Below are 26,796 nucleotides of genomic sequence, written 5' to 3'. Positions count from 1 at the left end.
TCTTTAATCTACTTTCCCTGTTAAGTAATAAATCGCAATTTGTGTGCGATGTTCAAGTCCAGTTTTCCCTAAAACTGATGTAATATAATTTGCAATCGTTCCTTCTGATATGAAAAGTTGCTTTGAAATTTCTTTATTCGAGAAACCTTTCGCAATTAATGCGATAATACTAAGTTCTCTTTCTGTAAAAAGACTTGTATCTATTTTGCATTCGTCCTCTTTGCTCTCCATTAAATTACTCTTAATTTTATCAAGCACTACATCTTGCATAACAGTTTGACCGTTATATACTCCTTTTATTGCATCACGAATACGCTCTGGATCATTATTTTTTAATAAATAACCTTTCGCCCCGTTCTTCACTGCGTCCAAAATATATTCATCATCATCGAACGTCGTTAAAATTAGTGGTTTCGTTTCCGTTTCTTCACAAATAAATTTCGTTGCCTCTACCCCGTTCATATTTGGCATGCGAACATCTAAAAGAGCGATATCAACGTCGTTCTTTTTACAATATTCCACTGCTTCTTTCCCATCATTTACTGTATCTACTACTTCGAACTCTTCATATGTATTTAAAATAATTTTCATGCCTTCTCTAATAAAAGAATTATCATCCGCTATTAATATTTTAATTTTCATGTTTGTTAGTATGGACCTTCCCCTACTAACATTCACATCCTTTCTTCACGTAACATTTCCCACTTGCTCATTATATACTTCTTTTTACCATTTTTTCACACCTTTTTTCATATAGCTTCCTTCCTAAAAATATATTATTCTTTTTTTACAACATGTGTAGGGTGACCTATCATTTCTTACGTCTATATAATAGAATGCGTCAAAAAGGAGGGAGAGACCCATTGAGGAAAAACAATTAATTGAAAAAGCACAGCAAGGAAGCGAACATGCTTTTCGTATCCTTGTGCAAACATATCGTCATTATATTTTTCAAGTTATCTTTTCTATTTTAAGACATGAAGAAGATGCGAAAGATGTTACACAAGAAGTATTCTTAAAAATTCACGCCTCTCTCCCAAATTATCAATTTCGCGGATTAAAAACGTGGATGGCACGTATTGCCACTAATCACGCTATTGATTATAAAAGGAAGAAAGCTAGAGAAAATGAAGAACTCTCCTTATGTAAAGACACTGAGGAAAATATAAAATCCTCTCAGAATATTGAGGCTTTATTATTGACGAAAGAGCAAAAATTACTCATTGCTCAAAAACTGAGAGAACTTCCCGAAAATTACCGTGACGTCGTTCTCGCACATTACTTAGAAGAAAAAAGTTATCAAGAAATTTCTTTACAGGAAAACATCGAAGTGAAAACAGTCGAAATGAAACTGTACCGGGCAAGAAAATGGATTAAAAAACATTGGAAGGAGGAAGAGTTTCTATGATGCATTATTCAAAAGAGGATTGGCGCAATTATACTTTAGATTTTATAGAAAGCAATGAACGTGAATCTATGGAAGAACACCTTTATGAATGTGATCATTGTTTAGCACTTTATATGGAAAGTATCGATGAACAACATGAAAACCTTCCAATGATAAATGATGATTCATTTACGAACGAAGTTATGACGCAAATTAATTTTGAAACGCTACAACCTAATGAAAATATAAAAACAAACTCACTAAAGCGCACCATTATTCACTACATAATTGCGACTGCGGCTACAATTATTTTTATGGTAAGTGGTTTATTCCAGTATATTTTCACAGCGACATCAAATTTCGAGAAATCTTCAAAACATAACGAGTCTTCTATCTCACAACAAATTGTAAACAAATCGGTCGACACATCAAAAAAGGACGGAGGTTCAAAACATGAATAAAAATCCCTTTTTAGCACTTGTATTAGGGCTAATTCCCGGGCTTGGACATTTGTATTTAAAGAAATTTGGACGGTTTATTTTATATAGCGGAGGGGCTGTATTTCTATTTATCTTTGCAGCATTTTGTACAATAGCATTAGGTGCGCGTGATATTGCTTTTCTTTCTCTATTTTTACTAGTCGTGTTATGGGCGATCAATTTATTAGACTTGGTTATCACTATTATTAATCAATCGAAAAAACAAGCAACCGGAGAATTTACAGAGTCCTCTAAAGAGAGCGAACGATTTTATATCATTCTTCTATCAATCATCCCTGGACTTGGACATTTTCAATTAGGACTTATGCAACGTGGACTTACATTTTTAGTAGCTTGCACAGGAATCGGAAGTATGATTATTTTCGTTGCACTTTTAACATCGCAAGAAAGTTTCCTTATCTTCCTTATTACATTACCTGTTTTATGGATTTACAATTTCTTCGATGTTGTTCAGCAACTCCAGAAAAAAGAACGTGGCGAGCAACTAGATGATCGTACTATTTTCGAAGAGTTTGAAGAGCATCGTGAACAAGGAAAGAAGAATAAAACATTCGCTTCTATTTTAGCGATGTTCCCCGGAGCAGGACATATGTATTTAGGCTTACAACGCCGCGGCCTTCAGCTTATGGCAGCCTTTTTACTTTCCATATATTTACTCGACTTATTAAGACTTTCAGCGTTTTTATTTTTAGTTCCAATCATTTGGTTCTATAGCTTTTTTGACGCTTTACAGCAAACAGCTAAATACGGAAAAGAACGCGTAACTGACGAACCTATCATTGATTATTTTATCAATCATCAAAGATGGATCGGTATTGGGTTAATTACACTCGGTGGTTATTATTTATTAAATCAAACAGTCCTTCCTATTTTGAATGATTATTTTGTAACTATATTTAATATTCATCTTAGCGAACTATATTATCGCTATTTCCAAACATCTATCGTTGCTCTCCTTTTAATTGGTGGCGGCTTTAAATTGTTACTTGGAAATAAAGAAAACAAAGGTGGGACAAGCGAATGAGGACTTGGCGTGTTGGAACATTCTCAATGGGGCTTTCTATTATATCGTTAGGATGCTTTTTACTATTTTCAGTCATAAAAGGAATTCAAGTATTAGATACACTAACTGCATGGTGGCCAGTTTTACTTATCATACTTGGAGCTGAAGTTTTACTATACCTTCTGTTCTCTAAGAAGGAACAATCATTTATTAAATATGATATTTTTAGTATTTTCTTTATCGGCGTTTTAGGAAGTATTGGAATTGCTTTTTACTGTTTATTATCTACTGGATTACTAGACGAAGTTCGTCATTCTATGAATACAACTAGGCAAACGAGTAATATTCCAGACGGACAACTTGATATACCTGAATCTATCAAAAAAATCGTAGTGGATGCAGGGCATCATCCTCTAACAATAGAGGGTAATGATACAAATCAAATTCACCTTCTTGGAACATATGAAATGACAACGAAAGCTAATGAAAAACTTAATTTAAAACAAGAAGATTTCCTTTCCGTTCAAACAGCTGGGGAAACGATGTATATCACTTTAAAATCATTACCAGTTCAACATACGTTATGGAATTCAGCACCACAGGTCAAACCGACACTTGTTCTTCCGCAAAATAAAAATGTAGAAGTTCGTGCTTCAAATAACGACCTATCCCTTTATCCAGGTCAATTACAAAATAATTGGTTTGTACAAGAAAGTTCAAATGTATCTGTCCATTTAACGAAAGAAAGCGATGTATCTTTAATCGCCGTAACAAACAAAAAAGAAGCACACGGAAACACGCCTTGGGAACAAGTTGAAGATTTAACGAAAAAAGAAGAGAATACTTCAGAAGAAAATAAAGAATTCAACGGCCAAGAACATTGGTATAAAAATTCAATTAAAACAGGCAATGGGACGTACAAGTTAAATATTGAAAAAGCTTATAATATCAATATGAGTATTATTGAAAAATAAAAACCTTCCACAATTGTGGAAGGTTTTTCTCATATAATCGCTTTAATTCCTTCTAACACTAATCCTATCATAAATCCGCAAACAGCCCCGTTTACTCGGATCCACTGTAAATCTTTACCGACGTTATTTTCAATCATTTCGATTAACGTTTTATCATCTAACTTATCAAGATTTTCTTGTACAAGTTTTCCGATTTTCGAATGATTCTTTTCAACAAGTGTAACAACTTGTTTTTGTAACCACTCTTCTATTTTTTGTACAGTCTGTTCATCTTCTTTTATTTTATTCATTTGTGTTTGTAAAAATGGAATAACATACTTATCCGCAAATTCTTCGTTTTTCACAAAAGTAATTGCCCTTTGTTGTACTTGCTCCAGCATTTCTTTAATTTTGTCAGTAGCATCCCAATTGGCAATCCATTTTTCTTTCCAATTTTCTAATTCTTGTAGTAACGCTTCATTTTCTTTTACATTTATAATTTCTTGACGAATTTTCGCTAATATAAGTTGTCTTGTACTATTATCTGCATCTTGTAAGCTGTTAATATTGCTAATAATAAATTTCTGCAAAATACCGCCAATTTTATCTTCATCTACAATATTCATAAACGATTTCAAAGTAAACTGTAAGAATCCATCTACTTTTATATTTTCCATCGCCTTCATACCTAAGCTTCCGAGCTGGTAACGCGCTTCATCTTGCGCTGTCCAATCTTTCACTTTTACTAAAATGTAATCAAGTGTCTTTTCATCATATTCTTGCACAACTAATTGATCAACAAGCACTTGTAAAATGTTACTTGTATTAATTGTATGCAAATATGTTTTTAATTCTTTTTCAATAATAACCGCTAATTTTTCCGTATCTATTGAAACAATCGCTTTCTCCGCGATCGTTACAATCCCCTTTTTCACAGCATAAGACTGCATTTCTCTCTCAGCAATTTGCAGCACCATTTGTGCTAGCTGCATTTCTTTTACTTTATTCGTAATACTTTCTTTCGTTAGCCACTCATTTTCCAACGTATGAATGAGCCCTTTCGTTACTCGTTTACGATTTTTAGGTAATAACGCTGTATGAGGAATTGGAATTCCCATCGGATGACGGAATAAAGCTGTAACTGCGAACCAATCCGCAAGTCCACCAACTAATCCAGCTTCAAATCCCCCTTGAATAATCTCTCCAGCTACCGTTCCTTGAAACGGGATAGAAGCCGCAAAACCTACTCCCATAACCCCAAGCGAAATACCCGCTATATATTTAGTCTGTAATGACATCGTATACACATCCTCTTATTATGTAAAATAAAGCTTTTTTGTTATATGTATTTCATATTCGTTCTTTATATCTATACTATAATGAACTAATGCGAAAATAACAAAGAATTTATAATAATACATATGTCATATAAATAAAAAATGAGGCCACAATTAGCCTCATTTTTCTAATATTGTTAATGACTCACCTGTTTTATAATACCCATTCATCACATCTTCTGGAACCATACTACCACCAGTTCCCCACACAATATGAGTACCTTTCTTCATCTTCTCCATTAATTGTTTCTTTTGTAAATATTCATCTTCTTTACATACTTTCACTGGACCTATCATTCCCGCTAGCGCAGAAGGCTCTAAATAAATATTTTCCGTATCAGCTAGTTCTTTTAACAATCTATATAACTCTTCATCATTTACTGTGTAATTTCCACTCAAAAATGGTTCCATCGTTTTACCGACAAACCCGGATGGTCTTCCTACCGCTAGTCCGTCCGCGTCTGTTACATTATCAATCCCGATATCTTGAACGGCAATTTTATCATGCAGTCCTGTCATTAAACCGAGTAACATACACGGAGAGTGCGTAGGCTCCGCAAAGAAACAGTGTACGTTGTCTTTATACAATAACTTTAAACCAAATGCGACTCCGCCAGGTCCGCCCCCTACTCCGCACGGAAGGTAAACGAATAAAGGGTGCTCTTCATCTACTACAATCTGTAACTCTTTTAATTGCTTTTGTAAACGCGATGCTGCTACTGCGTATCCTAAAAATAAATCATGTGAGTTTTCATCATCTACAAAATAACAGCTAGGATCTGCATCTGCTTGCTGACGCCCCTCTTCTACTGCTTTACTATAATCAGCTTCATATTCAATAACTTCTACACCTTTACTTCTTAATAAATCTTTTTTCCATTCTTTTGCGTCTGCTGACATATGAACAGTTACGTTAAAACCTAGTTTTGCACTCATAATCCCAATGCTTAGTCCTAAATTACCGGTAGAACCTACCGCAATTGAGTATTTTGCAAAAAACTCTCTACATGTATCACTATCTAAAATGGAGTAATCTTCATCCTCTGTTAACATTCCATGCTGCAAAGCTAATTTCTCCGCGTGCTTCAGCACTTCATAAATGCCACCTCTAGCTTTAATGGATCCTGATATCGGAAGCCCGCTATCACATTTTAATAGTAATTCACCTAATATAGGTTTCCCGTAATTTTTCTCTAAAGACTGTTTCATAGTAGGTATCTTCACTAAAGGTGATTCTATAATGCCGCCCGTTTCTTTCGTTTCCGGAAAAACTTTCGCAATGTATGGTGCAAAACGCTTTAACCTCTCTTCCGCATCTTTTACATTCTCTTCATTCAATGGGGAATCTTTTATTGCCGTTTCATACTTTTCCATGTTCGGATTTACCCAAAACACTTCTTCTGTTGCGATTAATTTATTTAATAGTGGATATTCCTCTTTTAATTTCTCTATTCCCTTCATTTCTCTTCCTCCTCATAACCTTGTAGCTTACGATTCAATAAATTATAATTAAATTAATTTTAATATAGTTTAACATAAATTATTCACTTTAGTTAATTTTAATTTAATTTATTTAAATATAATTTAATAATTAGTAAGGAGCCTTTCATTATGGAAAATATAGATATTGGTAAAAAGATTGAAAAGCAAAGAAAAGAAAAAGGTTTAACGAGTAAAGAACTAGCAACGATGGCAGGTATTACACCATCTATGTTAAGTCAAATTGAGCGTGGGTCTGCTAACCCTTCTATTCAAACATTAAAAGTACTCGCTAAAGCTCTTGATGTACCAACATTTAGCTTTTTACTTGAAGATACAAATACAGACGATTTAATTGTGCGTTCTCATAAACGAAAAAAAATGATTATTGATAATTTATCATATGAATTGTTATCACCTGATTTCACAGGAAATTTAGCAACAGCAATTATGACTGTTCCACCGAATACAGCTTCATCAGAAAATGTACTAGAGCATAAAGGTGAAGAGTTAGCATACGTATTAGACGGGAAAATCACATTGTACTTAAACGAAGAAGAATACATATTAGAAGCTGGTGATAGCGTAAAAATACCCGCTTATTTAAAACATAAATGGGTAAATCAATTTGAGAAAAATGCAATTGTTTTATTTTCTGTTACTCCGCCGATTTTTTAATACAAAATAAAAAAATAGCCACGCATGGACACACTCCATATGTGGCTACCTTTTTATTTTTTCGGCATCAACAAAATCCCTAAACTAATAACAAAAAAGCTCATTATTTGCTGTGCTGATAAACCAAATAGAACCGAATTTTGTTCACTAACAAGTGAAATAATGATATGAGCAAACCCCTCAATAATTAGAAAAACACTTATATTCTTTCCATTTCCGAGCCTTTCATTTTTCATCCATAACAAGCCCATTATACAAAGAGTAAGGATGATCTCGTATGCGAAAATAGGGTGATATAAAAATTTAGATTCATATATTTTCACACCCCAAGGCAATGTCGTTTGTACACCTATTTTGTGGTTGAATAGAAAATAAAAAATAATACTCATACATAGTCCAATAGGTAATGCATCAAGTAAAATACGAAGCGAAAATTGTCCCTTTTTACTTTTCCAAACAATGTATATACTCGCAATTACACATCCTGCTATAATATGCTGCATACTTCCCACAGCTAATAGTGCCTGCAATGGCGACCTAAAAGCCCATACTGGATTTATAATTGCCGGTGCAAATTTCCATACAAATACGATGATAAGAAAAGCATTTGTTACTGCATCCATCATTTTTTCATATGGTACACTTTCGTTCTTCATCTTTCGTTTCATCAACATAAACCCAAATAGACTTCCAATTATAATAGATACAGGTTGTAACCTCACGATCCACTCCATCAATACAAAATCCCCTCTTTAACTCTCAATTAATTTCTTAAATTTCTCTTCTAATTGATCTGGAGGTAATACGCCTCGCACTTGCTCTACGATAATTCCATCTTTATTAACAAAAAATGTCGTTGGTAACGAAAATACTTTATAATCTAATCCAGCTACTCCGTCCATATCTAGTAAAACAGGAAACTTAAATCCGTGACGATCTGCAAATGCGCTCGCTTCTTGTACTGGATCTCCGATTGTCGCATTTACCGCAAAAATTTCAACATCCTTTTTATATTTGTCATACATATGAACTAAGTCAGGTGCCTCCATTTCACATGGACCACACCATGATGCCCAAAAATTAATAAGATATGGCTTTCCCTTTGCATCATTTAACGAATACAGCTTCCCGTCTAACCCTTTTAACGTTATGTTTGGCGCTTTAAATCCTACTTGTGGTAATACTTCTGTTTCTTGTAACTCCGCTTGTTTTGCTTTTCTTTCTTTTTCTTCTTTTTTTGTATTATAAAAATTAACTCCGGCCCAAATTAGTGCCCCGGCCAGTATAATCGCAATTAGCTTCTTCACTTTTCTTCCTCCTCATTATTAAAAGCCTGTAAATCCACCGAATAGACGAATAAAGAATGCTGTAATTTTCGTCATTTGATTTGTATACAATAAAATTCCTGTTACAATCATCATTCCGCCACCAATTTTCATCATGACATTGGCATATGTAACAATCCATTTTACCTTCCCAATAAAGAATGCCATCACGAAAAACGGAACCGCAAACCCAAGAGTATACGCTGTAATATAAAGAAGTGCACCTTCAGGATTCGTCGCCCCAAGCATGAGTACAGCTGAAAATATCGGTCCAACACATGGCGTCCAACCCGCTGCATATGTCATACCGACTAAAATTGAGCGAATATATCCAGTCGATTTACTTCTATACTGTACCTTTTTCTCTGCCATAAGCCACTTAGGCTGAAACAAACCTGTCATAAACAGCCCCATCAAAATAATGAAAATCCCACCAATTTGTTGAATCAATTTTTGGTTAGATGAAAATGTTATTCCAATCCAGCTTACCGATAAACCTAACGCATAAAATATTACCGAAAATCCGATCATAAAAAATACGGTATGCATAATCGCTGATTTTTGCATCATTCCACGATTCTCTTTTAAATCTTGAATAGACACACCTGTAATATATGATAAATAAGATGGATATAGCGGTAAAGAACATGGTGATATAAATGACAATACCCCTGCCCCAGCTACAAGCCAAATTGTTAAATCTGCTGCATTCATTTTATTCCCCCTATAGCACTACAATAAGTAGTGTAAATTCTTAAAAAAAGAGGCTATATGCACTCTCCGACAATAAGTACAATCGACATACAGAATAAACCTAATGTTACATATACCGAATTCGTATGTAACGGAATATTGAGCTTAACAACTTTTTCATTTAACAGTTGCTCGATTCGTAAATTTATTGCTGTTTTTGCAAATGAAGCTGTCACACATCGATTTTCCATTGTCTTTATTTTAATTAATTTTAATAACGCACTACCTAATTCGAATGAAGATTTCATCTTTTGCATTGCATATTTATCTGCTGCTAGCTCCTGATACACATGATAGCGCTGCAATAACCCTTTTAATATCGGGATGTACACCATTCCTTCTGCTAATAACGTAAAACAAAATAATTTTAATGGATCTCGATTAGTTTGATGATATTCTTCATGGAAAATAATTGCATCCATTTCTTCATCTGAAAATGTTTGAAGCATGCCTTCTGACATGACAACTTTCGGACGAAATAAACCAATTGTAAATGCCGCAACTTCCATAGTCGGCAATATATATATTTGTTTTCCTTTTCGGATGAAAGGGATAAGTATTTTTTGTAATTTTTTACTATAGAAAAATTGTCGCCAAATTCTTTTGCACACGATTAATACAGTAAGTAATAATAATCCAGCGATTATAATACGAATTAACGATAATTCTTTCATATGTTTTTCTAACTGGAATAAGCAAAAATTTGAAAGAAAGAACATCTTATTTTGAAACAGAAATGGATATGTAACGTAATACACTAACATACTGAAAAAGAGGGTACTAACAATTACTGCTAACAATACGATTTTACGCATTTGCCATTTCATTTCATTAATCCTCTTTTTTTAACTGACTCAATTTGTCTTCTAACTTTTTTATTAAAGTCGGATCAGCTTGCTCTAACTCATCTAGCATATGATTTACAACCAAATCTCCAAATTCCCCCATCAATTCCTGTGTCATTTTCTTCGTTTGATTGGATAAGAATTCTTCCTTTGTTTGTACAGCACGATATATGCCACTTCTTTTTACAGTCTGTTTTTCTAAGTGTAATTTCTCTACTAACCTGTTCATAACTGTCATAACAGTGTTAAAATTCACAGGTGATTCTTCACTTAATTTCTGCTGCACTTCTTTAATCGTAATACCCTCGGTAGACCAGACAATCTCCATAATTTTCGCTTCAAGCGGTCCAAAGAAATGATTTAACCCTTGCTCATTTAACTTATAGTTTTGAGTAAACATAGTATGGCTCCTTTCACACTACGAATTGTAGTATAAATTAAATGAAAGGTCAAACACGAATGATATGCACTAAAATTCACTACCTATAAATCAGTACCCCGTTCTATTCATCGTAAACCTAACTTCTCTCCAAATGTATCAAAGAGATACTGCTCTAATATTTGCACACTAAACTTCTCATTACGCCCAAGTGCAAATAATTCCCGATCTTTCGCTACGATAGTATCTAACGGAATCACAACATTATCCACTATTTTTGTAATTTCAATGATGTTACTTTTTACATTTACCTCTGTTTTAAATTCAACATTTTCTAATACGATATGTGAACGTCTTCCTGATGTAAAAAAAGTAAAATTAGGATTTTTAACAACGCCAATTTCAGCCTCTAACGCATATAAATAGTGAAAAATTATATCTCTATGTCCATCTTTTATTATTTTTTCATCCTTCTCATCATCTAAGTATTCTTTCACCTTCGCTGCAAACTCAAATCGAAAATCCACCTTTTTCACGCTCCCTCTTTGTATTTTTATATTAAATAAATATACTGAAATAATTTTACCATATTGTAATACAAGTTCCTATTAAAAGTAAAAAACGATTTGTGAAATCTCTACTATTTCCGATTCCTTTTTAAAGTATAAACACTAATTCAATTTGAATTAATGCTTCGTTATATCCATTTAAACATATTGTTTCCATATTTTGAAACAATAGTATGAAGTATTATATATCGATAAAGTGAAACTTTAATCAATGGGGTTTTGTTCATCCCCCACTGATTATCAACCCTCACCAATCAGACTTTTACAGGCAGCCCGCAAATAGCGGGGTAAATTGTTTCAAATTCATTTTTCTATATAGTTATCACTACCTTTACTATTCCGATATACTTAAACTATATTTTCTACTTATTCATTACATGAGAGAAGGAATGTAACTCTCTTCTATCGAATTTTTTATATAACAAAAATGATTAGGTGGTGCTTTACTATGAAATTAGCTGTCATTGGTGGCGGTGATTTACAAGATTCAAATCACTTGCCTATTAATGAGCGACTTATAGAATTAACAAATAAACAGTATCCAAAAGTATTATTCATCCCTACAGCTAGTCATGATGATGAAAGCTATATAAAGTTATTTTTAGACACGTTCGAAAAACAATTACACTGTGAAGTACAAATTTTACGTACTATAGCTGATACACCTTCTAAATATGAAATAGACGAAATGATTCAGTCTGCTGATTTAATTTATCTCGGTGGCGGGAACTATATTCACATGCTTACAGAATGGAAAGAACTTAAACTCGATGAAAAATTACTATTGGCTCTTGAGCAAGGAACACTCATTGCAGGCAATAGCGCTGGTGCTATGTGTTGGTTCACATCTAGTATCCGATCAAATTATGAAGGTTCTGGTTATATAGAGTGTAACGGTTGGGGGATTGTTAACAAAAGGTTTTGTCCACATTATAATCAATTAAATAGAATGAACGCCTTCCATTCCTTTTTACAAAATCATCAAGGTAATATAGAAGGAATTGCACTAGAGGATAATTGCGCTTTATATATTACAGAAGAATCTTTTGAAATTATCGGTGAACCTGAAAAAGCGTGGGAGTTTTATATGAGCGATAACAAGCTCATTAGACAACATTTTGATATCACTTTAAAAAGCTATTTGTAAACATACACTTACAAAAAATGTCCCTAAGTATAATAACTTAGGGACATTTGCATGATTTAACTCACTAGTCGTGTAATTCGTTTCTTCTGCCATGAAAGCTTATAATATGCATACTGTAATATTAAGCTAACAATAAATGCTGCTGGGTACCCAATCCATATCCCTTCTATGCCAAGACTTGTATGGTAAGAAAGGTAATACGCTACAGGTACTTCAACAAGCCAAATTGATACAACTCCGATAACAGTTGGCCATAATACTGTACCACTCGCTCGCATTGTCGCACTAATAATTTGCGCATGCCCGAAAATTAAATAACTCCATAACGTAATCATAACTAGGCTATGAGCAATTTCAATTGTAGTTTGACTCGTTAAAAATAGTGATAGAATGTCTCTTGAGAACAAGTAAATAAGAGATATTAGCACACCACCGATGACGTAGTTCATAATAATTCCGGCCTTCACAACTTTTTGCAATCGATCAAATTGATTCGCACCAATTGATTGTGCTGCAAAAATGGAAACTGTAATACCAAGGCTAACTGCTGGCATTTGTACATAACTTGCAACCTGATTCACGACGCCATATGCCGCTGTTGCATCCGAACCGTAACGATTTACAAACGCGATTACCGCAATTTCAGATAATGAAACTAATATCATATTAATACTCGCTGGAATACCGAGTCGTAGCAATAGCTTTAATAACTCCCCATCCATTCGAAGATATTTCCTTACCGTACTATCTAATTGTAGTGGATGATTTTTCTTCTTTAAATACACTAACATGACAATAAACGTAATCACTGTAGATATAACAGAAGCATAGGCTGCTCCATACACATCTAATTTCGGAGCTCCTAACCATCCAAAAATAAGAATTGGTAATAAAATCATATTTAGCGCTGTACTTACAATTAAAAAGTAAAATGGCGTTTTAGAATCTCCTGTACCCCTCATAAATGTTGTGTATGCGAAGTATAAAAATAATACTGGCATCGATATAAATAATATCCGTGCATAATGAACACTTATATCAATAATATTTTCTGGCGTTCCCATAAGGCGCATAATATCCATTGCAAAAATACTGCCTACTATCGCCAACACGACTCCAATAATAAATGTAAATGTCAGCGTCGTACCAACGATAGCTTTTAAACGATCTTCGTTTTTAGCGCCAAACGCCTGACCAATTAAAATAGAACTACCTGAACCAATACCAATTACAAATGAAACGAGTAAGAAAAATAGTGGGAAGAATGCTGATATGGCTGCTAAATCATTCACTCCAAGCCATCTTCCTACTACTACCATACCGAATAATTGTCCAATCGATTGTAATACATTACTTAATAGTAACGGTACTAAAAACATGGACATCGACTTCCAAATCGGTCTACTCTCACTTTCTAACTTATGTGACTCCGCCCCTTCTTTATTATTATCTGTAGGTGGTTTCAAATTTCATTTCTCCTTTTATTAAAAATCTGTTTTTCAACTTCTATCTCTTTGTATAGTTGATATAATAATGTGCCTCTATTCATTTTCTTTTCCATATGATTATAACTTCACCCAATATTGGCTTCCATCAGCTGTTCTATCTAAAAATCCATATTCAATTAAATATCTTCTTAAAGTTACAAAATCCGGATATACACTTTCTATAACAGTATTCACTTCTTTTTCAGTGTACTTTTTATTACTATCAAACTTCGTTACTAAATGGCGTAATATAATTAATTTACGCTTTTGCTTTTTCGGAAATGTAGAAAGCGGTCCATCTAATCCTTCTGTAAAATGTGCTTTTAATACTTCCTCATTTTCTTCTTCCGTAATATTGTAACGATCATCTACCATCGTTGCTGTTCTATGAATGGGTACAAATTTCGTTTGTACTTTTGATTTTTCTTCTGACAGTTCCATTAATGCTAAAAATACTTTCGCTTGCTTCATTTTCTCTCGAAGTGTAAATCGATGATTACGAATGGTTGATGTACTTCCGCCATCCATCTCTTTTACAATCTCTTTATCATTCAGCCCCATATAGAAAAACTGAACCATTTTCTTTTGCAAATCCGTTAAACCAGTATACTTCTTATCAAGGTTTAATAAATAATCAAACATAGACGTATGTTCATTTTGCACATGCAATTGTACAAACTTCTCTGCTTCATACAAAACCTGATTATCTTGATAAATAACCCCCTTAATAAACGCTTCTCCACAAGCTAAACAAATATACTCCTCTGCTTCCGCTTCAAATACATACCCTTTCTTCAATTCTTCTACCGAAGCATCCCAAAACTTCTCTGAAATATCACTCATACTAAACACTCCTTTAAAACGTTTATTTAAAGACCAAACAAATCACATTAACGTTTATCACCACTTCACCATCTTAACATAACATAAATAAACATTTCAACGTTCCGTTTACCCATTTTATAAACTTTTATAAAAAAATCTATTAAAAAACTAAAAAAAGGACTTAAAACAACGAAAAGCGAATGTATTTAATAAATGAATTACGATAGGATGTGAAACAAAACATGACTATTCTGCACGACCCTTGGTTTACTGTTAAACAAATCGCTCAAAATACATATGCAATTAGTGAATATGGACATTGGGAAAAAGTACATTCCTTCTTACTTATAGGCGATACCGCTGCAATTCTTATCGATACAGGACTTGGTATCGATAATATGAAACGTATAACGGACCAACTAACAAACTTACCCATTACAGTTGTCACAACACACGTCCATTGGGATCATATCGGTAGCCACGCACAATATGAAGAAATCTATGTACATGCTTTAGAAGCAGATTGGCTCATTAACGGCATAAAAGGACTTCCTATTACTCAAATTAGGCACGACATCGCTCGTGATATTACTTTACCTACACCTAAAACATTTCAACCTGAAACATTCAAACCCTTTCAAGGAACACCAACAAAATTACTACAAGATGGAGATATGATTGATATCGGAAATAGGAAAATTCAAATTATACATACGCCAGGTCACTCACCGGGGCATATTTGCCTATACGATTATGAAACTGCTTTTTTATTCACAGGAGATTTACTGTATGAAGGCACGATTTTTGCATTTTATCCATCAACAGACCCTGTAGATTTAGTTCAGTCTCTAAATAAAATTACAAGCCTCTTTCCTATTAAACAAATTTTTGGTTCACATCATACCCTCGGCCTTTCACCTGTTATATTGAAAGAAGTGAAATATGCTATTCAATATTTAAATGATAAAGAGCTGATTAAACATGGGACTGGTATTCACATATTCCAAAACTTCAGCCTTCAATTTTAACTACAAAAAAGGTGTTTCCGTATACGAAAACACCTTTTACTCATTATATATTCTATTTACAACCTCTACTAAAGCTTTACTTACCTGTACAAATGTATGCTTTCGGTTTCCATCCTCAATAATTTTATTAGCACAACTACCCATAATTATCATACAAATAATTATGACTAACGCTACCTTTCTATTCTTGTAAGTCACTTCAGGCCACTCCACTATTACAAAACTTCTTTTGAATTTATCCCATCAAGAAATTTTACATGAATAATAAGCCGAAGGAATATGCAATTCTGCATATTTACACGTTTTATCACGATGTTATGATTTAATTTAGTTAAAGAACACGTATACCGGGGTGACTAACTTGAAATTTAAAGCGAAAAAAAATCCATTTCACGTCATTTTTATTTCATTATTTATAATCATTTTTTTCATTTCGTTATTCTTCCAAAATAAAAATTCTATTTTTTTCACTCTCATGATGCTGTTAAATGTCTTAAATCTTTCTTCCTTCTATTTTTCTCATTACCATATAACTGCTTCATCTCTTATTGTAAAACACGGTTTCATATTTCGTACTGAAATTCCATTTGAAGACATTCGTCACGTTACATACGCTGGTAAAAAACTTCATTCAAAAAAATGGACTAGACAGCAATTAGAAATCCATTACAATTTATTTGACTCAGTAACTGTTTTTATCCCCCAAGAAGAAGAAAAGTTCATTTCAGTCTTAAAAGAAAACTGTCCGCATATGAAAGTATTGAATATGTCTGCTAACAAATAATATGTTTTGGCACTTACAGTAATACAAATAGAAAAGATAAATATTAAAAAAGCCAAGATTCTAAACAAAGAATCTCGGCTTTTTTTATTACTCTTTCGGAGCAATCATTTTTTTCGGATCGACAATTTCATTAAATTGTTCTTCTGTTAGTAGTCCAGATTGCAGTGCTGCTTCTTTTAACGTTAACCCTTCTTTATGAGCATGCTTCGCAATTTTCGCTGCATTTTCATATCCGATATGCGGGTTTAATGCTGTAACAAGCATTAATGAACGATTCACATTCTCTTTAATTACTTCTTCATCTGCTTCAATACCAACTGCACAATTATCATTAAATGAAACAATTGCATCCGCTAATAGATGAGCAGATTGTAAGAAGTTATATGCAATAACAGGTTTAAATACATTTAATTCAAAATTACCTTGGCTCGCTGCAAATCCGATTGTTGCGTCATTTCCCATCACTTGCGCTACAACCATCGTTAACGCTTCACTTTGCGTTGGATTTACTTTACCTGGCATAATAGAGCTTCCTGGCTCATTTGCCGGAATAATAATTTCTCCTAGACCACTACGTGGACCACTTGCCAGCCAGCGCACATCGTTAGCAATCTTCATTAAATCAGCTGCTAATGCTTTTAATGCACCATGCGTATATACAACTTCATCATGGCTCGTTAATGCGTGGAACTTATTTGGTGCAGAAATAAATTGCTTACCTGTAAATTGGCTAATTTCCTCTGACACCATCTCACCAAATTTAGGATGAGCATTAATACCTGTTCCAACTGCAGTACCACCAATTGCAAGCTCTTTCATATATGTATTGCTCTCAGCAATCATACGCTCTGTTTTTTCAAGCATACGGTGCCATCCGCTAATTTCTTGTCCTAATGTTAACGGTGTTGCATCTTGTAAGTGTGTACGACCAATTTTTATAATATGTTCAAATGCAGTTACTTTTTCTGCTAGCGTTTCTTTTAATTTCGTAATTGCTGGTAATACGTGATTTTCCACTGCAATTACACATGCTACATGAAGCGCCGTTGGGAATGTATCATTTGAACTTTGAGACATGTTCACATCATCATTCGGATGAATATGTACGTCAGATTCCTTCTCTTTCAAAATTTGATTCCCTCGATTTGCAATTACTTCATTCACATTCATGTTTGACTGTGTACCGCTACCAGTTTGCCATACGACAAGTGGAAAATGTTCATTCCATTTCCCTGCAATCACTTCGTCAGCTGCTGCCACAATTGCTTCTGCTTTTTCTTCTGATAGCTTTCCTAATTTTTGATTACTAAGTGCTGCACTTTTCTTTAAAATGGCAAATGCTTTTACAATTTCAAGCGGCATTTGCTCTGTTCCAATTGGGAAGTTTTCTTTACTACGTTGCGTTTGTGCTGCCCATAATTTATCAGCTGGAACTTTTATTTCTCCTATTGTATCTCTTTCAATTCTGTACTCCATTTTTTCATCCCCTTGAAAATAAAATACCTACATTTCTCATTTTAACAGAATCTCACCCAAATGATAAGAATTCTCACTCGTATATATAAAAAAAATACCTCCTGCCATCGCAGAAGGTATTTTTTTATGATGCTTGCTTTCCTTTTTCAACGTCATCTACATACCAAATGAATTTGCCTGTATATCCGTAAATAACTGCTAAAATTAACGATACGAAGCTTAACCACATAAATGGAACGTATGAGAACGTTGCTACACCTAAAATACCAGCCATAAAAATACCATTATCCGACCACGGAACCATACCAGAAGTTAACGTTCCACCTACTTCTGAGTTACGCGCTAATACACGTCGGTCTATTTTTAATTTATCATAGCTATCTTCCATAATTTTCGGTGTTAAAATTAGTGATACGTACATCGCACAACCAAATATATTAGCTAAGAATGCCACGATTAATGTAGACAATGTTACATTGCCTGCAGAATTTAATTTCTTCTCAAATTTAGATACAATCACTTTTAAAACACCTAGTTTTTCAAGTAATCCACCAAATCCTAAACCGAAAATAATAACGGCCACTGAGCCAAGCATACCGTTAATTCCACCACGGTTTAATAACTTGTCAACAAACTCAACACCAGATTGAATTGAAAATCCGTTATACGCTGTTCCAATCGCCTCTCCAAAGTTCATTCCTTGGAAAAGAGCTGCCCAAATTGCACCAATTAAAGCTCCCATTGCAATTGTCGGCATAGACGGCTTTTTCATCGCTAATAGAACAATAACAATGACCGCCGGAACAAGCATCCATATTTTAATATCAAATTGCTTTAATAAAGCTTCTTTTAAAAACTCTACTCGATTCAAATCTACATTATCGCCGCCATACATCCAACCAGCTATAGTAAACATAATGCTAGTAATAATATAAGCCGGAACATCTAATACGAGCATAGCTCGAACGTGAGCAATAACGTCTACTTTCGCCATAGAAGCTGCAAGAACTGTGCTATCAGAAAGTGGTGATAATTTGTCGCCGAAATAAGCTCCTGAAAGAACTGCACCAGCAACAAGCGGAAGTGGTAAGCCAAGTCCTTCACCAATCGCCATCATAGCAATACCTGCTGTTCCAACTGTTCCCCATGATGTTCCTGTCGCAATAGAAGTTATCGAACAAATAATTAATGTTGCTAATAGGAATATGCTAGGGTGAATAAACTCTAATCCATAATAGATTAATGTTGGTACAACGCCACCAGCAATCCAAGTTCCAATTAAAGCACCTACCGCAACTAAAATCAGTATTGCTTCTAATCCGTTAGAAATCCCTTTCGTAATTGCATCTTGCAATTCTTGATAACGAAATCCTAATCTTAATCCAAGCGCAATTACTAAAAACCATGAAATAAATAGCGCTAATTGAATTGGGAGATCAAAAATCGTTTGGAAGGAAAAGACAACAGCAAGAAATAGTAATAAAAGAACTATGATTTCTAGCATCGATGGTAATCTTACACTTTTCATTTTTTTCTCTCCTTACAAGTCGATAACATGACGTGTGTCGTCTTACATGTATGTAATATACAATTAGCGAAGACAAAACAAAATTTTCATATTATTTCGATTTATTTTTCCAGTATAATATAACACCTTTTCTATTGTAAAAGTAGATGTTACTTTTCGCAATGGAAAATATAAAAAATGTTACATTTTTATATAGAACAATCTAAAAATAACTTTTTTAATATTTGCCACAACAAAACTTTTTACTATTATCCTCCCCTTTTATGGAATACCATTTTTCTCCACAAAAAAGCACACATCATTAAAATGATGCATGCTTCACTTTTATTTATACATATTTTGTATTTCTTCTTTATTTTTAAGTATTTCCACAAACTGATCGCTATAGCCTTTCGGAAATAACACTCCGAGCCCATAGGAATGCTCAAACTGAAAATGAGGGTACTTCGCCTTGACCTCATCCCAAAATTTATACACGCCGAAGTTTCGATTTTTCACCTCAATATCATGAAATAACACAATACCGTTATTCGCAAGTTTCGGTAGCCATGTTTTATAGTCATGAGAAACTGCTTCATACGTATGATAGCCATCAATATGCAACAAATTTATCGTTCCATCTTGAAACTGATCCACGGCCTCATCAAAAGTAGACCGAATTAAATTCCCTATTTGAGGATAACTCGTGCTCACAAATTTACTCACTATTTGAAAAACACCTTCTCCATATGGACCTGTGTGCTCATCTCCTGCCCAAGTATCTACAGCAAAGCATTTTGTAGATAACCCTTCATCTTTTACCCCTTGGCAAAAACTGAAAAAAGAAGCTCCTAAATGTGTACCTAACTCAACTAATATTTCTGGCTTTTCAAATCTTACTAAATCATAAGCGAAGTTTAAATGTCCCACCCAAGCAGAATTCATACGAATATATGGACTGTATTGATCAAATTCAAATGTTGGTTTATGAGTAACCCAGCTCATCACATTTCTCCTTCTACACATATTTTTAACAAACCAAATTACTCTTATCTTTATTTTTTTATCCTCTTGATTATGATTTATTTTTATAATTTTATCTCGCTTTATTTCACCTCCTCACTTGTATCGTAAACATAACTGGAACTACTAAAATTCCCACCTTATAACACAGAAATTTCAGTTTATTTTTTATTCATTTTGTGATATATTGCATATTGTATCCGAAACGAATTTGTAGAAAAGGAGAATAAAAACTATATGGATCCAAATCGTTTAAAAGGAATCATTATGGTTGTAATTGGTGCTTGTTTATGGGGATTGTCCGGAACAGCTGCACAACAACTTTTTCAATATGAAAATGTTTCTACTGAATGGTTAGTTACAATTCGTTTGCTTATATCTGGCATTATCTTGCTCATGATTTCATCATTCGGAACGAGAAAAAAAGAAATATTCGGCATATGGAAACAAAGATCTGATGCTACTAAAATAATATTGTTTGGCCTATTCGGTATGCTTGCTGTACAGTACACGTACTTCGCTTCTATTAAAGAAGGGAATGCTGCCGTCGCAACATTATTGCAATATTTAGCTCCTATATTTATTACTGTATACTTACTTTTCAAATGGAACGTTCGGCCATCAAAAATTGATTTCATTTCCATTACCCTTTCATTAGTAGGCACTTTTCTCTTACTAACAAATGGGTCTGTTCATAACTTGGCTGTTTCTACACCGGCTATTATTTGGGGTATTTTATCTGGGGTATCTCTTGCTTTTTATAGTTTATATTCCAAGGAATTACTAGAAAGCTGGTCTTCCTCTGTTATCGTTGGATGGGGCATGATTATTGGGGGTATTGGCGTTACGATTCTACACTTTATTTCTACAAACGAATTCATTTTATTATCGACTATGAAATATGTAAAACTAAGTACCCTACCGCTCATCACATTTGTCGTCATTTTCGGAACACTGATTGCATTTTATTTATACTTAGACAGCATACGATACCTGACTCCGAAAGAAACGACATTATTCGGTTGTACTGAACCACTCGCAGCTATTATTTCTTCTGTACTTATATTACACGTACCCTTTCAATCTTTTCAGTTATTAGGGGCTTTTTGTGTCATTGTAATGGTGCTCATCTTAAGCCAAAAACCGGATGAAGGGAAACAGGAATTAAAGTTTGTTCATGAGAAAAAAGAAAATATACAATGAAAGGATTGAATTCACTATGCCTATCCCTCAAAATTATAAAAAACAAGGAAGAGTTTCGGCAAAATCACTCGTTTTAAATCAACTACAAGATTGGATTATTGAAGGTGTACTTCAGCCTGATGAAAAAATTAATGATGGGGAGTTGGCTGAAGCACTAGGAGTAAGCAGAACACCTGTAAGAGAAGCACTTCAAATATTGGAGCTTTCTGGATTAGTGGAAATGGTACCTGGGCAAAAAACAAAAATTGCTCCTATTAAGTTAGACGACATTCCTATCATTTATGAAACGATGGCTGGTCTTCACTCTATTATAGGAAAGCAAGCACTTCAAAACATTACAGACGCTGATTTGAAACTACTTTCTGAAATAAATGCTGATTTTCAGCGCTCTATAGAGACGAAAAACGCAAAACAAGCTTTAAAACTAGATATACAATTTCACAATACAATTTCTTCTATTGCTAAAAACCAATATATTGAACCCTTTCTAGAAAATATGCAACTTCACGTTTTACGCCTTGAATATTTGTTTTTCCAAAACTTTGTTCCAGCAAGTCAATCTATTGAAGAACATCACTCTATCATTCAAGCATTGCAAAAGCAGGACGAAAAACAAATGGAACAAATGATGTCTCAAAACTGGCTCCGTCCAATGAAAGAAATATCAAAAATAATGTCTACGAAATAATAATAGAGCTGGTTACACAAAATCGTAACCAGCTCACCTTTTACTAATCTATATAGTTATGCCTGAATATCTGCATATTCTTCCATATCTTCGTACTCTTTTTCCAATTCCTCTAAAGACAGCTCGTATAATTGTCGGTCGCGAATTTTAAACACACCTGCTCCAATTAACTCATCAATTAAATGCCTCTTACGATTTTCAACAGCAAAACGGAGTTGACTACTCATCTTTTAAAAAACTCCTTTCCACGATCATTGAAAATGATAATCTTTATCAATTACCACTTTTGATTATAAAAGATGACTCTTTATAAGTAAAGTAATTTCATGAAATATTTACCTTACAAAGTATTTGTGGCCACATTATATATATGTATGCCGTGCGAAAAATGTTATGACACATTTTCTTATCCTTTTTCTTTCATACTTTGCAAGTTGTCTCACCATGATTAAATTCACCATCTATTTCCACTTGAATGGTGACATGTTCTACATGAAACTTCTCCTTTAATACATCCGTAGCCTCTTTTAATACATTTTGCGTTTCATCACCTTTAATAATCAAATGGCAAGTTAATACTTGAAAATCAGATGTGACAGACCATATGTGCAAATCATGAACTTCTTTTACAACCGTAATATTTAATAATGTACTTTTTACCTCTTCAACATTTATGTGCTGGGGTGCACCTTCCATTAATATATGGACCGTATCACGTGTTACACGCCATCCACTAATAATGACTAAAATAGACACAAGAATACTAGCAATCGCATCTGCAACAGTCCATCCGAAAAATTTAATAAGTAGCGCAGCAATAATCGCTCCAACTGATCCTAATAGATCGCCTAATACGTGTAAGAAAGCACTTCTTAAATTCAAATTCCCCTTCACATCTCCGCCTCTCATTAATATCCAAGCTGATAAAATATTAATAAGCAGACCAAGTACAGCAATAATGAGCATCCCATTACTAGCAATCTCAACTGGCTCTTTAAAACGGCGAATTGCTTCAATAAAAATGTATACTGAAATGATAATAAGAACGACACCGTTACATAATGCCGCTAACATTTCGACTCGCTTATACCCATATGTTTTCGCAGTTGTTGCTGTTTTTTCTCCGAGCTTGAACGCAAGTAAACTTAACGCTAAGGATACTGCATCACTTAACATATGCCCCGCGTCAGATAATAGTGCTAAGCTATTTGTTACAAATCCCCCAATAACTTCAGCAATCATAAAACTTGTCGTTAATACGAAAGCGATTAGTAGCGCTTTTTTATTGTTAGAATGACCATGATCATGTGAATGTCCCATACGAATGCTCCTTTAAGTGCAATATCTGTATGTTAGTATGAAACAAACTCCCCCTCTTTATCCCCCATTAACTGCCCATAAACGTCCGCTTCCTCTACCTACACACTTCGATATTTTTCAAACAAGTCCTTTTTCTCAACAAAAAATAAGACTACTTCTTTTTCAGCTTCATATTGTTTACTAATGAAAGAATTTTTAAGGAGGTTACTAAAATGAAACGTTTATTTCTCTGTATGGAGCGAGAACTTGTTGTAGTGAAAGAACAATATGGTCACTTTGAAACAGCGTGTCACTTACAAAATATGCAACCTACCTGTATCGCTGTTGATCCATTTCAAAAGAATCGTGTATACTGCGGAACATTTGGACGAGGTTTATGGTTAAGCGACGATGGCGGAGATTCGTGGAAACCGATTGGAGATTCATATCGTTACTTTGATTTCCCTAAAGAAGATGGTATTTTACACTCTTCGATAACTTCCATTACGATAAGTCCTAATGAACAAGTTAACGGCTATGGCGTCGTTTATGTCGGCACAGAACCGAGCGCTTTATTCCGTTCTGAAAATGGTGGTGAAACGTGGACTGAACTTAAAAATATGAAATCATTATTATCTTCTTATACGTGGGCTTTCCCGCCTAGACCTTTCACCCATCATGTTCGCTGGATTACAGTTGATCCAAACAATCCAAATACAATCCATGTTTCAATTGAAGCTGGTGCTGTTATTCAAAGTAATGATAGAGGGCATACTTGGATTGATAAAAAATTCGGTGCTCCTATCGATGCGCATCAATTGCTTATGCACCCTGAAGCCCCAAATCGCCTTTATGCATCATGTGGTGATGGTTTTATGGGCGGACCTGATCGCGCATACCTTGAAAGTTATAACAGTGGAAACAGCTGGATCTCATGCAGTGAAGGACTTGAACACCATTATTTATACAGCATGGCTATCGATCCGGCTGATTGTGATACAATTCTCGTTTCTGCCGCACCGAGTGCTGACCTCGCTCATCATCGTATTCCTTATGAATCTTATATTTATCGGAAAACGAAAGATACTCCTTTCCAGCAATTGCAGCAAGGTCTACCATCTGCAATTGGTACAGTCATTTCAATGTTTGCGACAAATCCAGCAGAACCACATACGTTTTACACTTTAAATAACAATGGCGTCTTTCAATCCAATGATAGCGGCGAATCGTGGGAACAACTAAACATTCCGTGGAAAGATGAGTATAAAACGCAGCATCCACATGCATTACTCGTTACTAGTTCTTAACGAAAAAAAGACTGCCTAATGGTTTTAGGCAGTCTCTTTTTTATTTCTTTAAGTCAATTACAATATCATCTAACGCAATACCCTTATTGCCTCCCAATCTTCGAGGCACAAAACGCTCCTTTACTTCTCCTCCAACTATTGTTACCGAGCCATAATTTTCAGGAGTGTGAATTCTTAAATTAACGTAAGGCGTTATTATTAACTTAGTCGCATTCTCATTAAGTTGTTGGAATGTTTCACTCCAATTAAAATTATAAGGATCTTCACCTGAGCCTCCATTTCCTTCTCCATAATACTGATTACCTATATCATCTCTCACTTTTAAATCAACATCCACTCCATCCCATACACCTCTTATTTCTTGAGCTACTTCTTGGTTGTAATATAGAATAAACGACATGGGTGTTATTTCCATTCTCTCCATATTAACTTTTACACCATCTTTTTCTGCACTACCTCTAATCAATTTCTCTTTATTTTCTATTCCTTTTAGATTAATATTAAAATTCCAATCTCCTTTTATCTCTTCTTCTGTTTCTAAAATGTTTATACTTTGTATACTCCATTCAACATTCACTGTAGTTCCTTTATTACTAACTAGATCACTACTTGTTTTTATTAAACCTTTATATTTCCTATCAGCGACCTTAATAATTTCATTGCTTCCTGATTGGGCACCTGCTCCTTTAATAGTTAAAAAATCCAACGTACTTGGATTTTTGCCTAAATTTCTGTTACTTTCTATAGAATAGTTTATTGATACTGTCTTACCATCGAAAATCGCATTATTAATCGTTATCTTAATTCCATTTCTTTCTTTTGTCATATTTAGTACTGTGGCGTATTGTTGATAATTATTATGAAGCCCCGTTTTCTTCTCTGCGTCCGCTTTATAATTTTCATATAACCCTGTTCTACCATTATCTAAAAATCGGAATATATCACCTACAATTGGCAATCCCCCTGCATATGTAGGAAACCCAATACCAAGCGTTGCAACTGATAACCCTACTAAAATAGATGCAACAGCAACACATTTTTTCCAATTTTTCATCTTTTTCTTCGTACGTATCGATTGTTTTACATTACGTTTCACTTTTTCTTTTTCAATTTCAGAAGCCTCAATTTCCTCAAGTTCTTTTTCATCTATATCAATATGATTTAATAGTTCATAAATGTCTTTCATATTGCACTACCTCCAAAACTAATTTTCGCAGCATTTTGTTGTAGTTTCTTTTTCCCCCGGTACACACGATTATCGATCGCTGCCCGAGTTAACCCTAATTTGTCTCCTATTTCTTCTGTCTTCATATCGAGAAGATATTTCATAATGAACACCTTTTGATCTAGCGGTTCTAATTGATTAATAAGCTTCAATAATTCTTCCCTATCTTCCATAACGATTAATTCATCTTCCGCTGACTTTTCCGTACTGATAGGAATCTCATCTGAAATAATTTCTACTTTTCTAGTCGCTTTCCGGTAATAATCAATCGCTTTAAATTTTGCAATTGCCGCTATCCATTTTTTAAAATCACTCGGCTCTCCATGAAATTTATTTGCGTTATTCCAAATGGAAAGAAATATATCGTTTACACATTCCTCTATGAGTCCATCATTTTGAACTGGAAGAAGAACTTTGTGCGTTATTCCTTTTATGAGTGGTAAGTATGTATCGACAACGAATTCTAGCGCATCTTCTTTTTGCCGTTGTAATCTTTTTATAAAATTTTTCTCATTTGATTTCATGTAGCGATTCCCCTTATTTTTTTGTAAAAGCTTTTACACCCTATATAACGTCTTACAAAAAATTT

General features: G+C 34.2%; 29 protein-coding genes. 11 read left to right on the top strand and 18 right to left on the bottom strand.

Annotated features, from left to right (window positions below):
• Positions 1 to 3 precede the first annotated feature (3 nt).
• Positions 4 to 642 (bottom strand): response regulator transcription factor, encoded by a 639-nt coding sequence (locus JDS82_RS05085; RefSeq protein WP_000694104.1) that lies wholly within the window; start codon positions 640 to 642, stop codon positions 4 to 6.
• Positions 643 to 925: 283 nt separating this feature from the next.
• On the opposite strand from JDS82_RS05085, the gene JDS82_RS05080 reads away from it, so the two are divergent.
• From JDS82_RS05080 to exsE, 4 genes are read left to right on the top strand one after another with little or no spacing between them, the layout of a single operon-like run.
• Positions 926 to 1,408 (top strand): RNA polymerase sigma factor, encoded by a 483-nt coding sequence (locus JDS82_RS05080; protein ID WP_001195466.1) that lies wholly within the window; start codon positions 926 to 928, stop codon positions 1,406 to 1,408.
• Entirely contained in the window at positions 1,405 to 1,848 is a 444-nt protein-coding gene (locus tag JDS82_RS05075) for a hypothetical protein (protein ID WP_000972349.1), read from the top strand. Before JDS82_RS05080 ends, JDS82_RS05075 begins: the two co-directional genes overlap by 4 nt.
• Positions 1,841 to 2,911, top strand: coding sequence for a hypothetical protein (locus JDS82_RS05070; protein ID WP_199712803.1), 1,071 nt, complete (start codon positions 1,841 to 1,843; stop codon positions 2,909 to 2,911). The genes JDS82_RS05075 and JDS82_RS05070 overlap by 8 nt, the downstream gene beginning before the upstream one ends.
• Positions 2,908 to 3,864 carry an exosporium protein ExsE gene (gene exsE / locus JDS82_RS05065; protein ID WP_199712802.1) on the top strand — a complete coding sequence of 319 codons (957 nt, stop codon included), beginning with the start codon at positions 2,908 to 2,910 and terminating at the stop codon, positions 3,862 to 3,864. Before JDS82_RS05070 ends, exsE begins: the two co-directional genes overlap by 4 nt.
• 29 nt (positions 3,865 to 3,893) lie before the next feature.
• Here the strand turns inward: exsE and JDS82_RS05060 are convergent, their stop codons facing one another.
• Complete coding sequence (locus tag JDS82_RS05060) at positions 3,894 to 5,141, bottom strand: DUF445 domain-containing protein (protein WP_199712801.1); 1,248 nt, start codon at positions 5,139 to 5,141, stop codon at positions 3,894 to 3,896.
• Positions 5,142 to 5,300: 159 nt separating this feature from the next.
• Positions 5,301 to 6,641, bottom strand: coding sequence for a D-serine ammonia-lyase (locus JDS82_RS05055; RefSeq protein WP_048561205.1), 1,341 nt, complete (start codon positions 6,639 to 6,641; stop codon positions 5,301 to 5,303).
• 150 nt (positions 6,642 to 6,791) lie between these two features.
• Between JDS82_RS05055 and JDS82_RS05050 the strand changes: the two genes are divergently transcribed.
• A complete protein-coding gene (locus tag JDS82_RS05050) occupies positions 6,792 to 7,337 on the top strand; it encodes a helix-turn-helix domain-containing protein (protein WP_048561206.1) in 546 nt (181 codons plus the stop codon).
• 53 nt (positions 7,338 to 7,390) lie between these two features.
• On the opposite strand, the gene JDS82_RS05045 is transcribed toward JDS82_RS05050, so the two are convergent.
• The 6 genes from JDS82_RS05045 to JDS82_RS05020 form a co-directional block, all read right to left on the bottom strand.
• Entirely contained in the window at positions 7,391 to 8,071 is a 681-nt protein-coding gene (locus JDS82_RS05045) for a prolipoprotein diacylglyceryl transferase family protein (RefSeq protein WP_048561207.1), read from the bottom strand.
• 18 nt (positions 8,072 to 8,089) lie between these two features.
• On the bottom strand, positions 8,090 to 8,644 hold the full coding sequence (locus tag JDS82_RS05040) for a TlpA family protein disulfide reductase (protein ID WP_048561208.1): 555 nt from the start codon (positions 8,642 to 8,644) through the stop codon (positions 8,090 to 8,092).
• 18 nt (positions 8,645 to 8,662) lie between these two features.
• Positions 8,663 to 9,376, bottom strand: coding sequence for a cytochrome c-type biogenesis protein CcdA (ccdA, locus tag JDS82_RS05035; RefSeq protein WP_075310189.1), 714 nt, complete (start codon positions 9,374 to 9,376; stop codon positions 8,663 to 8,665).
• 53 nt (positions 9,377 to 9,429) lie between these two features.
• Entirely contained in the window at positions 9,430 to 10,242 is an 813-nt protein-coding gene (locus tag JDS82_RS05030; RefSeq protein ID WP_048561210.1) for a M56 family metallopeptidase, read from the bottom strand.
• 4 nt (positions 10,243 to 10,246) lie between these two features.
• Positions 10,247 to 10,660 carry a BlaI/MecI/CopY family transcriptional regulator gene (locus JDS82_RS05025; protein ID WP_048561211.1) on the bottom strand — a complete coding sequence of 138 codons (414 nt, stop codon included), beginning with the start codon at positions 10,658 to 10,660 and terminating at the stop codon, positions 10,247 to 10,249.
• Positions 10,661 to 10,767: 107 nt separating this feature from the next.
• Positions 10,768 to 11,166 carry a DUF3942 family protein gene (locus JDS82_RS05020; RefSeq protein WP_140399217.1) on the bottom strand — a complete coding sequence of 133 codons (399 nt, stop codon included), beginning with the start codon at positions 11,164 to 11,166 and terminating at the stop codon, positions 10,768 to 10,770.
• Positions 11,167 to 11,656: 490 nt separating this feature from the next.
• Between JDS82_RS05020 and JDS82_RS05015 the strand changes: the two genes are divergently transcribed.
• The gene (locus JDS82_RS05015; RefSeq protein ID WP_000762124.1) at positions 11,657 to 12,355 is read left to right on the top strand and encodes a peptidase E; all 699 of its coding nucleotides are present in this window, start codon (positions 11,657 to 11,659) and stop codon (positions 12,353 to 12,355) included.
• A 56-nt stretch (positions 12,356 to 12,411) separates the two neighbouring features.
• On the opposite strand, the gene JDS82_RS05010 is transcribed toward JDS82_RS05015, so the two are convergent.
• Together JDS82_RS05010 and JDS82_RS05005 are read right to left on the bottom strand one after the other, a co-directional pair.
• Positions 12,412 to 13,821, bottom strand: coding sequence for an MATE family efflux transporter (locus JDS82_RS05010; RefSeq protein ID WP_199712800.1), 1,410 nt, complete (start codon positions 13,819 to 13,821; stop codon positions 12,412 to 12,414).
• 99 nt (positions 13,822 to 13,920) lie between these two features.
• The gene (locus JDS82_RS05005; RefSeq protein ID WP_199712799.1) at positions 13,921 to 14,685 is read right to left on the bottom strand and encodes a DUF2087 domain-containing protein; all 765 of its coding nucleotides are present in this window, start codon (positions 14,683 to 14,685) and stop codon (positions 13,921 to 13,923) included.
• A gap of 224 nt (positions 14,686 to 14,909) precedes the next feature.
• Between JDS82_RS05005 and JDS82_RS05000 the strand changes: the two genes are divergently transcribed.
• Together JDS82_RS05000 and JDS82_RS04990 are read left to right on the top strand one after the other, a co-directional pair.
• Positions 14,910 to 15,695, top strand: a complete 786-nt coding sequence (locus JDS82_RS05000) for an MBL fold metallo-hydrolase (protein ID WP_199712798.1) — start codon at positions 14,910 to 14,912, stop codon at positions 15,693 to 15,695.
• 361 nt (positions 15,696 to 16,056) lie between these two features.
• Positions 16,057 to 16,479, top strand: coding sequence for a PH domain-containing protein (locus tag JDS82_RS04990; RefSeq protein ID WP_199712797.1), 423 nt, complete (start codon positions 16,057 to 16,059; stop codon positions 16,477 to 16,479).
• A gap of 87 nt (positions 16,480 to 16,566) precedes the next feature.
• Here JDS82_RS04990 and fumC read toward each other — a convergent pair whose 3' ends face one another.
• The 3 genes from fumC to JDS82_RS04975 form a co-directional block, all read right to left on the bottom strand.
• On the bottom strand, positions 16,567 to 17,955 hold the full coding sequence (fumC, locus tag JDS82_RS04985; RefSeq protein WP_046959025.1) for a class II fumarate hydratase: 1,389 nt from the start codon (positions 17,953 to 17,955) through the stop codon (positions 16,567 to 16,569).
• A 124-nt stretch (positions 17,956 to 18,079) separates the two neighbouring features.
• Positions 18,080 to 19,483: a Na+/H+ antiporter NhaC gene (gene nhaC, locus JDS82_RS04980; protein ID WP_000843979.1), complete on the bottom strand. Its 1,404-nt coding sequence runs from the start codon at positions 19,481 to 19,483 to the stop codon at positions 18,080 to 18,082.
• Positions 19,484 to 19,807: 324 nt separating this feature from the next.
• The gene (locus JDS82_RS04975; protein WP_199712796.1) at positions 19,808 to 20,467 is read right to left on the bottom strand and encodes a class I SAM-dependent methyltransferase; all 660 of its coding nucleotides are present in this window, start codon (positions 20,465 to 20,467) and stop codon (positions 19,808 to 19,810) included.
• 255 nt (positions 20,468 to 20,722) lie between these two features.
• Here JDS82_RS04975 and JDS82_RS04970 point away from each other — a divergent pair, with 255 nt between their 5' ends.
• Positions 20,723 to 21,688, top strand: a complete 966-nt coding sequence (locus tag JDS82_RS04970; RefSeq protein ID WP_000371448.1) for a DMT family transporter — start codon at positions 20,723 to 20,725, stop codon at positions 21,686 to 21,688.
• Positions 21,689 to 21,704: 16 nt separating this feature from the next.
• On the top strand, positions 21,705 to 22,376 hold the full coding sequence (locus tag JDS82_RS04965) for a GntR family transcriptional regulator (protein WP_002108598.1): 672 nt from the start codon (positions 21,705 to 21,707) through the stop codon (positions 22,374 to 22,376).
• A gap of 56 nt (positions 22,377 to 22,432) precedes the next feature.
• On the opposite strand, the gene fbpA is transcribed toward JDS82_RS04965, so the two are convergent.
• Both fbpA and JDS82_RS04955 read right to left on the bottom strand, forming a co-directional pair.
• Positions 22,433 to 22,603 carry a Fur-regulated basic protein FbpA gene (gene fbpA, locus JDS82_RS04960; RefSeq protein WP_000098304.1) on the bottom strand — a complete coding sequence of 57 codons (171 nt, stop codon included), beginning with the start codon at positions 22,601 to 22,603 and terminating at the stop codon, positions 22,433 to 22,435.
• 193 nt (positions 22,604 to 22,796) lie between these two features.
• The gene (locus JDS82_RS04955; RefSeq protein ID WP_199712795.1) at positions 22,797 to 23,696 is read right to left on the bottom strand and encodes a cation diffusion facilitator family transporter; all 900 of its coding nucleotides are present in this window, start codon (positions 23,694 to 23,696) and stop codon (positions 22,797 to 22,799) included.
• A 212-nt stretch (positions 23,697 to 23,908) separates the two neighbouring features.
• Between JDS82_RS04955 and JDS82_RS04950 the strand changes: the two genes are divergently transcribed.
• Positions 23,909 to 24,982 (top strand): WD40/YVTN/BNR-like repeat-containing protein, encoded by a 1,074-nt coding sequence (locus JDS82_RS04950; protein ID WP_064449826.1) that lies wholly within the window; start codon positions 23,909 to 23,911, stop codon positions 24,980 to 24,982.
• Between the two features lie 40 nt (positions 24,983 to 25,022).
• Here the strand turns inward: JDS82_RS04950 and JDS82_RS04945 are convergent, their stop codons facing one another.
• On the bottom strand, positions 25,023 to 26,168 hold the full coding sequence (locus JDS82_RS04945; protein WP_199712794.1) for a DUF4179 domain-containing protein: 1,146 nt from the start codon (positions 26,166 to 26,168) through the stop codon (positions 25,023 to 25,025).
• Positions 26,165 to 26,731, bottom strand: coding sequence for a sigma-70 family RNA polymerase sigma factor (locus JDS82_RS04940; RefSeq protein ID WP_199712793.1), 567 nt, complete (start codon positions 26,729 to 26,731; stop codon positions 26,165 to 26,167). The genes JDS82_RS04945 and JDS82_RS04940 overlap by 4 nt, the downstream gene beginning before the upstream one ends.
• Positions 26,732 to 26,796 lie beyond the last annotated feature (65 nt).

Origin of the sequence: Bacillus cereus group sp. N14, assembly GCF_016483555.1 — a bacterium.
Classification (GTDB): domain Bacteria; phylum Bacillota; class Bacilli; order Bacillales; family Bacillaceae_G; genus Bacillus_A; species Bacillus_A wiedmannii.
The sequence above is the reverse complement of the archived record's forward strand: the minus strand, read 5'-3'. Positions and strand labels throughout refer to the sequence as shown.

Bases quoted from the DNA above. Each gene is read 5' to 3' on its own strand.
- JDS82_RS05085 (WP_000694104.1), bottom strand. From the start codon at position 642: ATGAAAATTAAAATATTAATAGCGGATGATAATTCTTTTATTAGAGAA.
- JDS82_RS05075 (WP_000972349.1), top strand. From the start codon at position 1,405: ATGATGCATTATTCAAAAGAGGATTGGCGCAATTATACTTTAGATTTT.
- JDS82_RS05070 (WP_199712803.1), top strand. From the start codon at position 1,841: ATGAATAAAAATCCCTTTTTAGCACTTGTATTAGGGCTAATTCCCGGG.
- exsE (WP_199712802.1), top strand. From the start codon at position 2,908: ATGAGGACTTGGCGTGTTGGAACATTCTCAATGGGGCTTTCTATTATA.
- JDS82_RS05060 (WP_199712801.1), bottom strand. From the start codon at position 5,141: ATGTCATTACAGACTAAATATATAGCGGGTATTTCGCTTGGGGTTATG.
- JDS82_RS05055 (WP_048561205.1), bottom strand. From the start codon at position 6,641: ATGAAGGGAATAGAGAAATTAAAAGAGGAATATCCACTATTAAATAAA.
- JDS82_RS05050 (WP_048561206.1), top strand. From the start codon at position 6,792: ATGGAAAATATAGATATTGGTAAAAAGATTGAAAAGCAAAGAAAAGAA.
- JDS82_RS05045 (WP_048561207.1), bottom strand. From the start codon at position 8,071: ATGGAGTGGATCGTGAGGTTACAACCTGTATCTATTATAATTGGAAGT.
- ccdA (WP_075310189.1), bottom strand. From the start codon at position 9,376: ATGAATGCAGCAGATTTAACAATTTGGCTTGTAGCTGGGGCAGGGGTA.
- JDS82_RS05030 (WP_048561210.1), bottom strand. From the start codon at position 10,242: ATGAAATGGCAAATGCGTAAAATCGTATTGTTAGCAGTAATTGTTAGT.
- JDS82_RS05025 (WP_048561211.1), bottom strand. From the start codon at position 10,660: ATGTTTACTCAAAACTATAAGTTAAATGAGCAAGGGTTAAATCATTTC.
- JDS82_RS05015 (WP_000762124.1), top strand. From the start codon at position 11,657: ATGAAATTAGCTGTCATTGGTGGCGGTGATTTACAAGATTCAAATCAC.
- JDS82_RS05005 (WP_199712799.1), bottom strand. From the start codon at position 14,685: ATGAGTGATATTTCAGAGAAGTTTTGGGATGCTTCGGTAGAAGAATTG.
- JDS82_RS05000 (WP_199712798.1), top strand. From the start codon at position 14,910: ATGACTATTCTGCACGACCCTTGGTTTACTGTTAAACAAATCGCTCAA.
- fumC (WP_046959025.1), bottom strand. From the start codon at position 17,955: ATGGAGTACAGAATTGAAAGAGATACAATAGGAGAAATAAAAGTTCCA.
- nhaC (WP_000843979.1), bottom strand. From the start codon at position 19,483: ATGAAAAGTGTAAGATTACCATCGATGCTAGAAATCATAGTTCTTTTA.
- JDS82_RS04975 (WP_199712796.1), bottom strand. From the start codon at position 20,467: ATGAGCTGGGTTACTCATAAACCAACATTTGAATTTGATCAATACAGT.
- JDS82_RS04970 (WP_000371448.1), top strand. From the start codon at position 20,723: ATGGATCCAAATCGTTTAAAAGGAATCATTATGGTTGTAATTGGTGCT.
- JDS82_RS04965 (WP_002108598.1), top strand. From the start codon at position 21,705: ATGCCTATCCCTCAAAATTATAAAAAACAAGGAAGAGTTTCGGCAAAA.
- fbpA (WP_000098304.1), bottom strand. From the start codon at position 22,603: ATGAGTAGTCAACTCCGTTTTGCTGTTGAAAATCGTAAGAGGCATTTA.
- JDS82_RS04955 (WP_199712795.1), bottom strand. From the start codon at position 23,696: ATGGGACATTCACATGATCATGGTCATTCTAACAATAAAAAAGCGCTA.
- JDS82_RS04950 (WP_064449826.1), top strand. From the start codon at position 23,909: ATGAAACGTTTATTTCTCTGTATGGAGCGAGAACTTGTTGTAGTGAAA.
- JDS82_RS04945 (WP_199712794.1), bottom strand. From the start codon at position 26,168: ATGAAAGACATTTATGAACTATTAAATCATATTGATATAGATGAAAAA.
- JDS82_RS04940 (WP_199712793.1), bottom strand. From the start codon at position 26,731: ATGAAATCAAATGAGAAAAATTTTATAAAAAGATTACAACGGCAAAAA.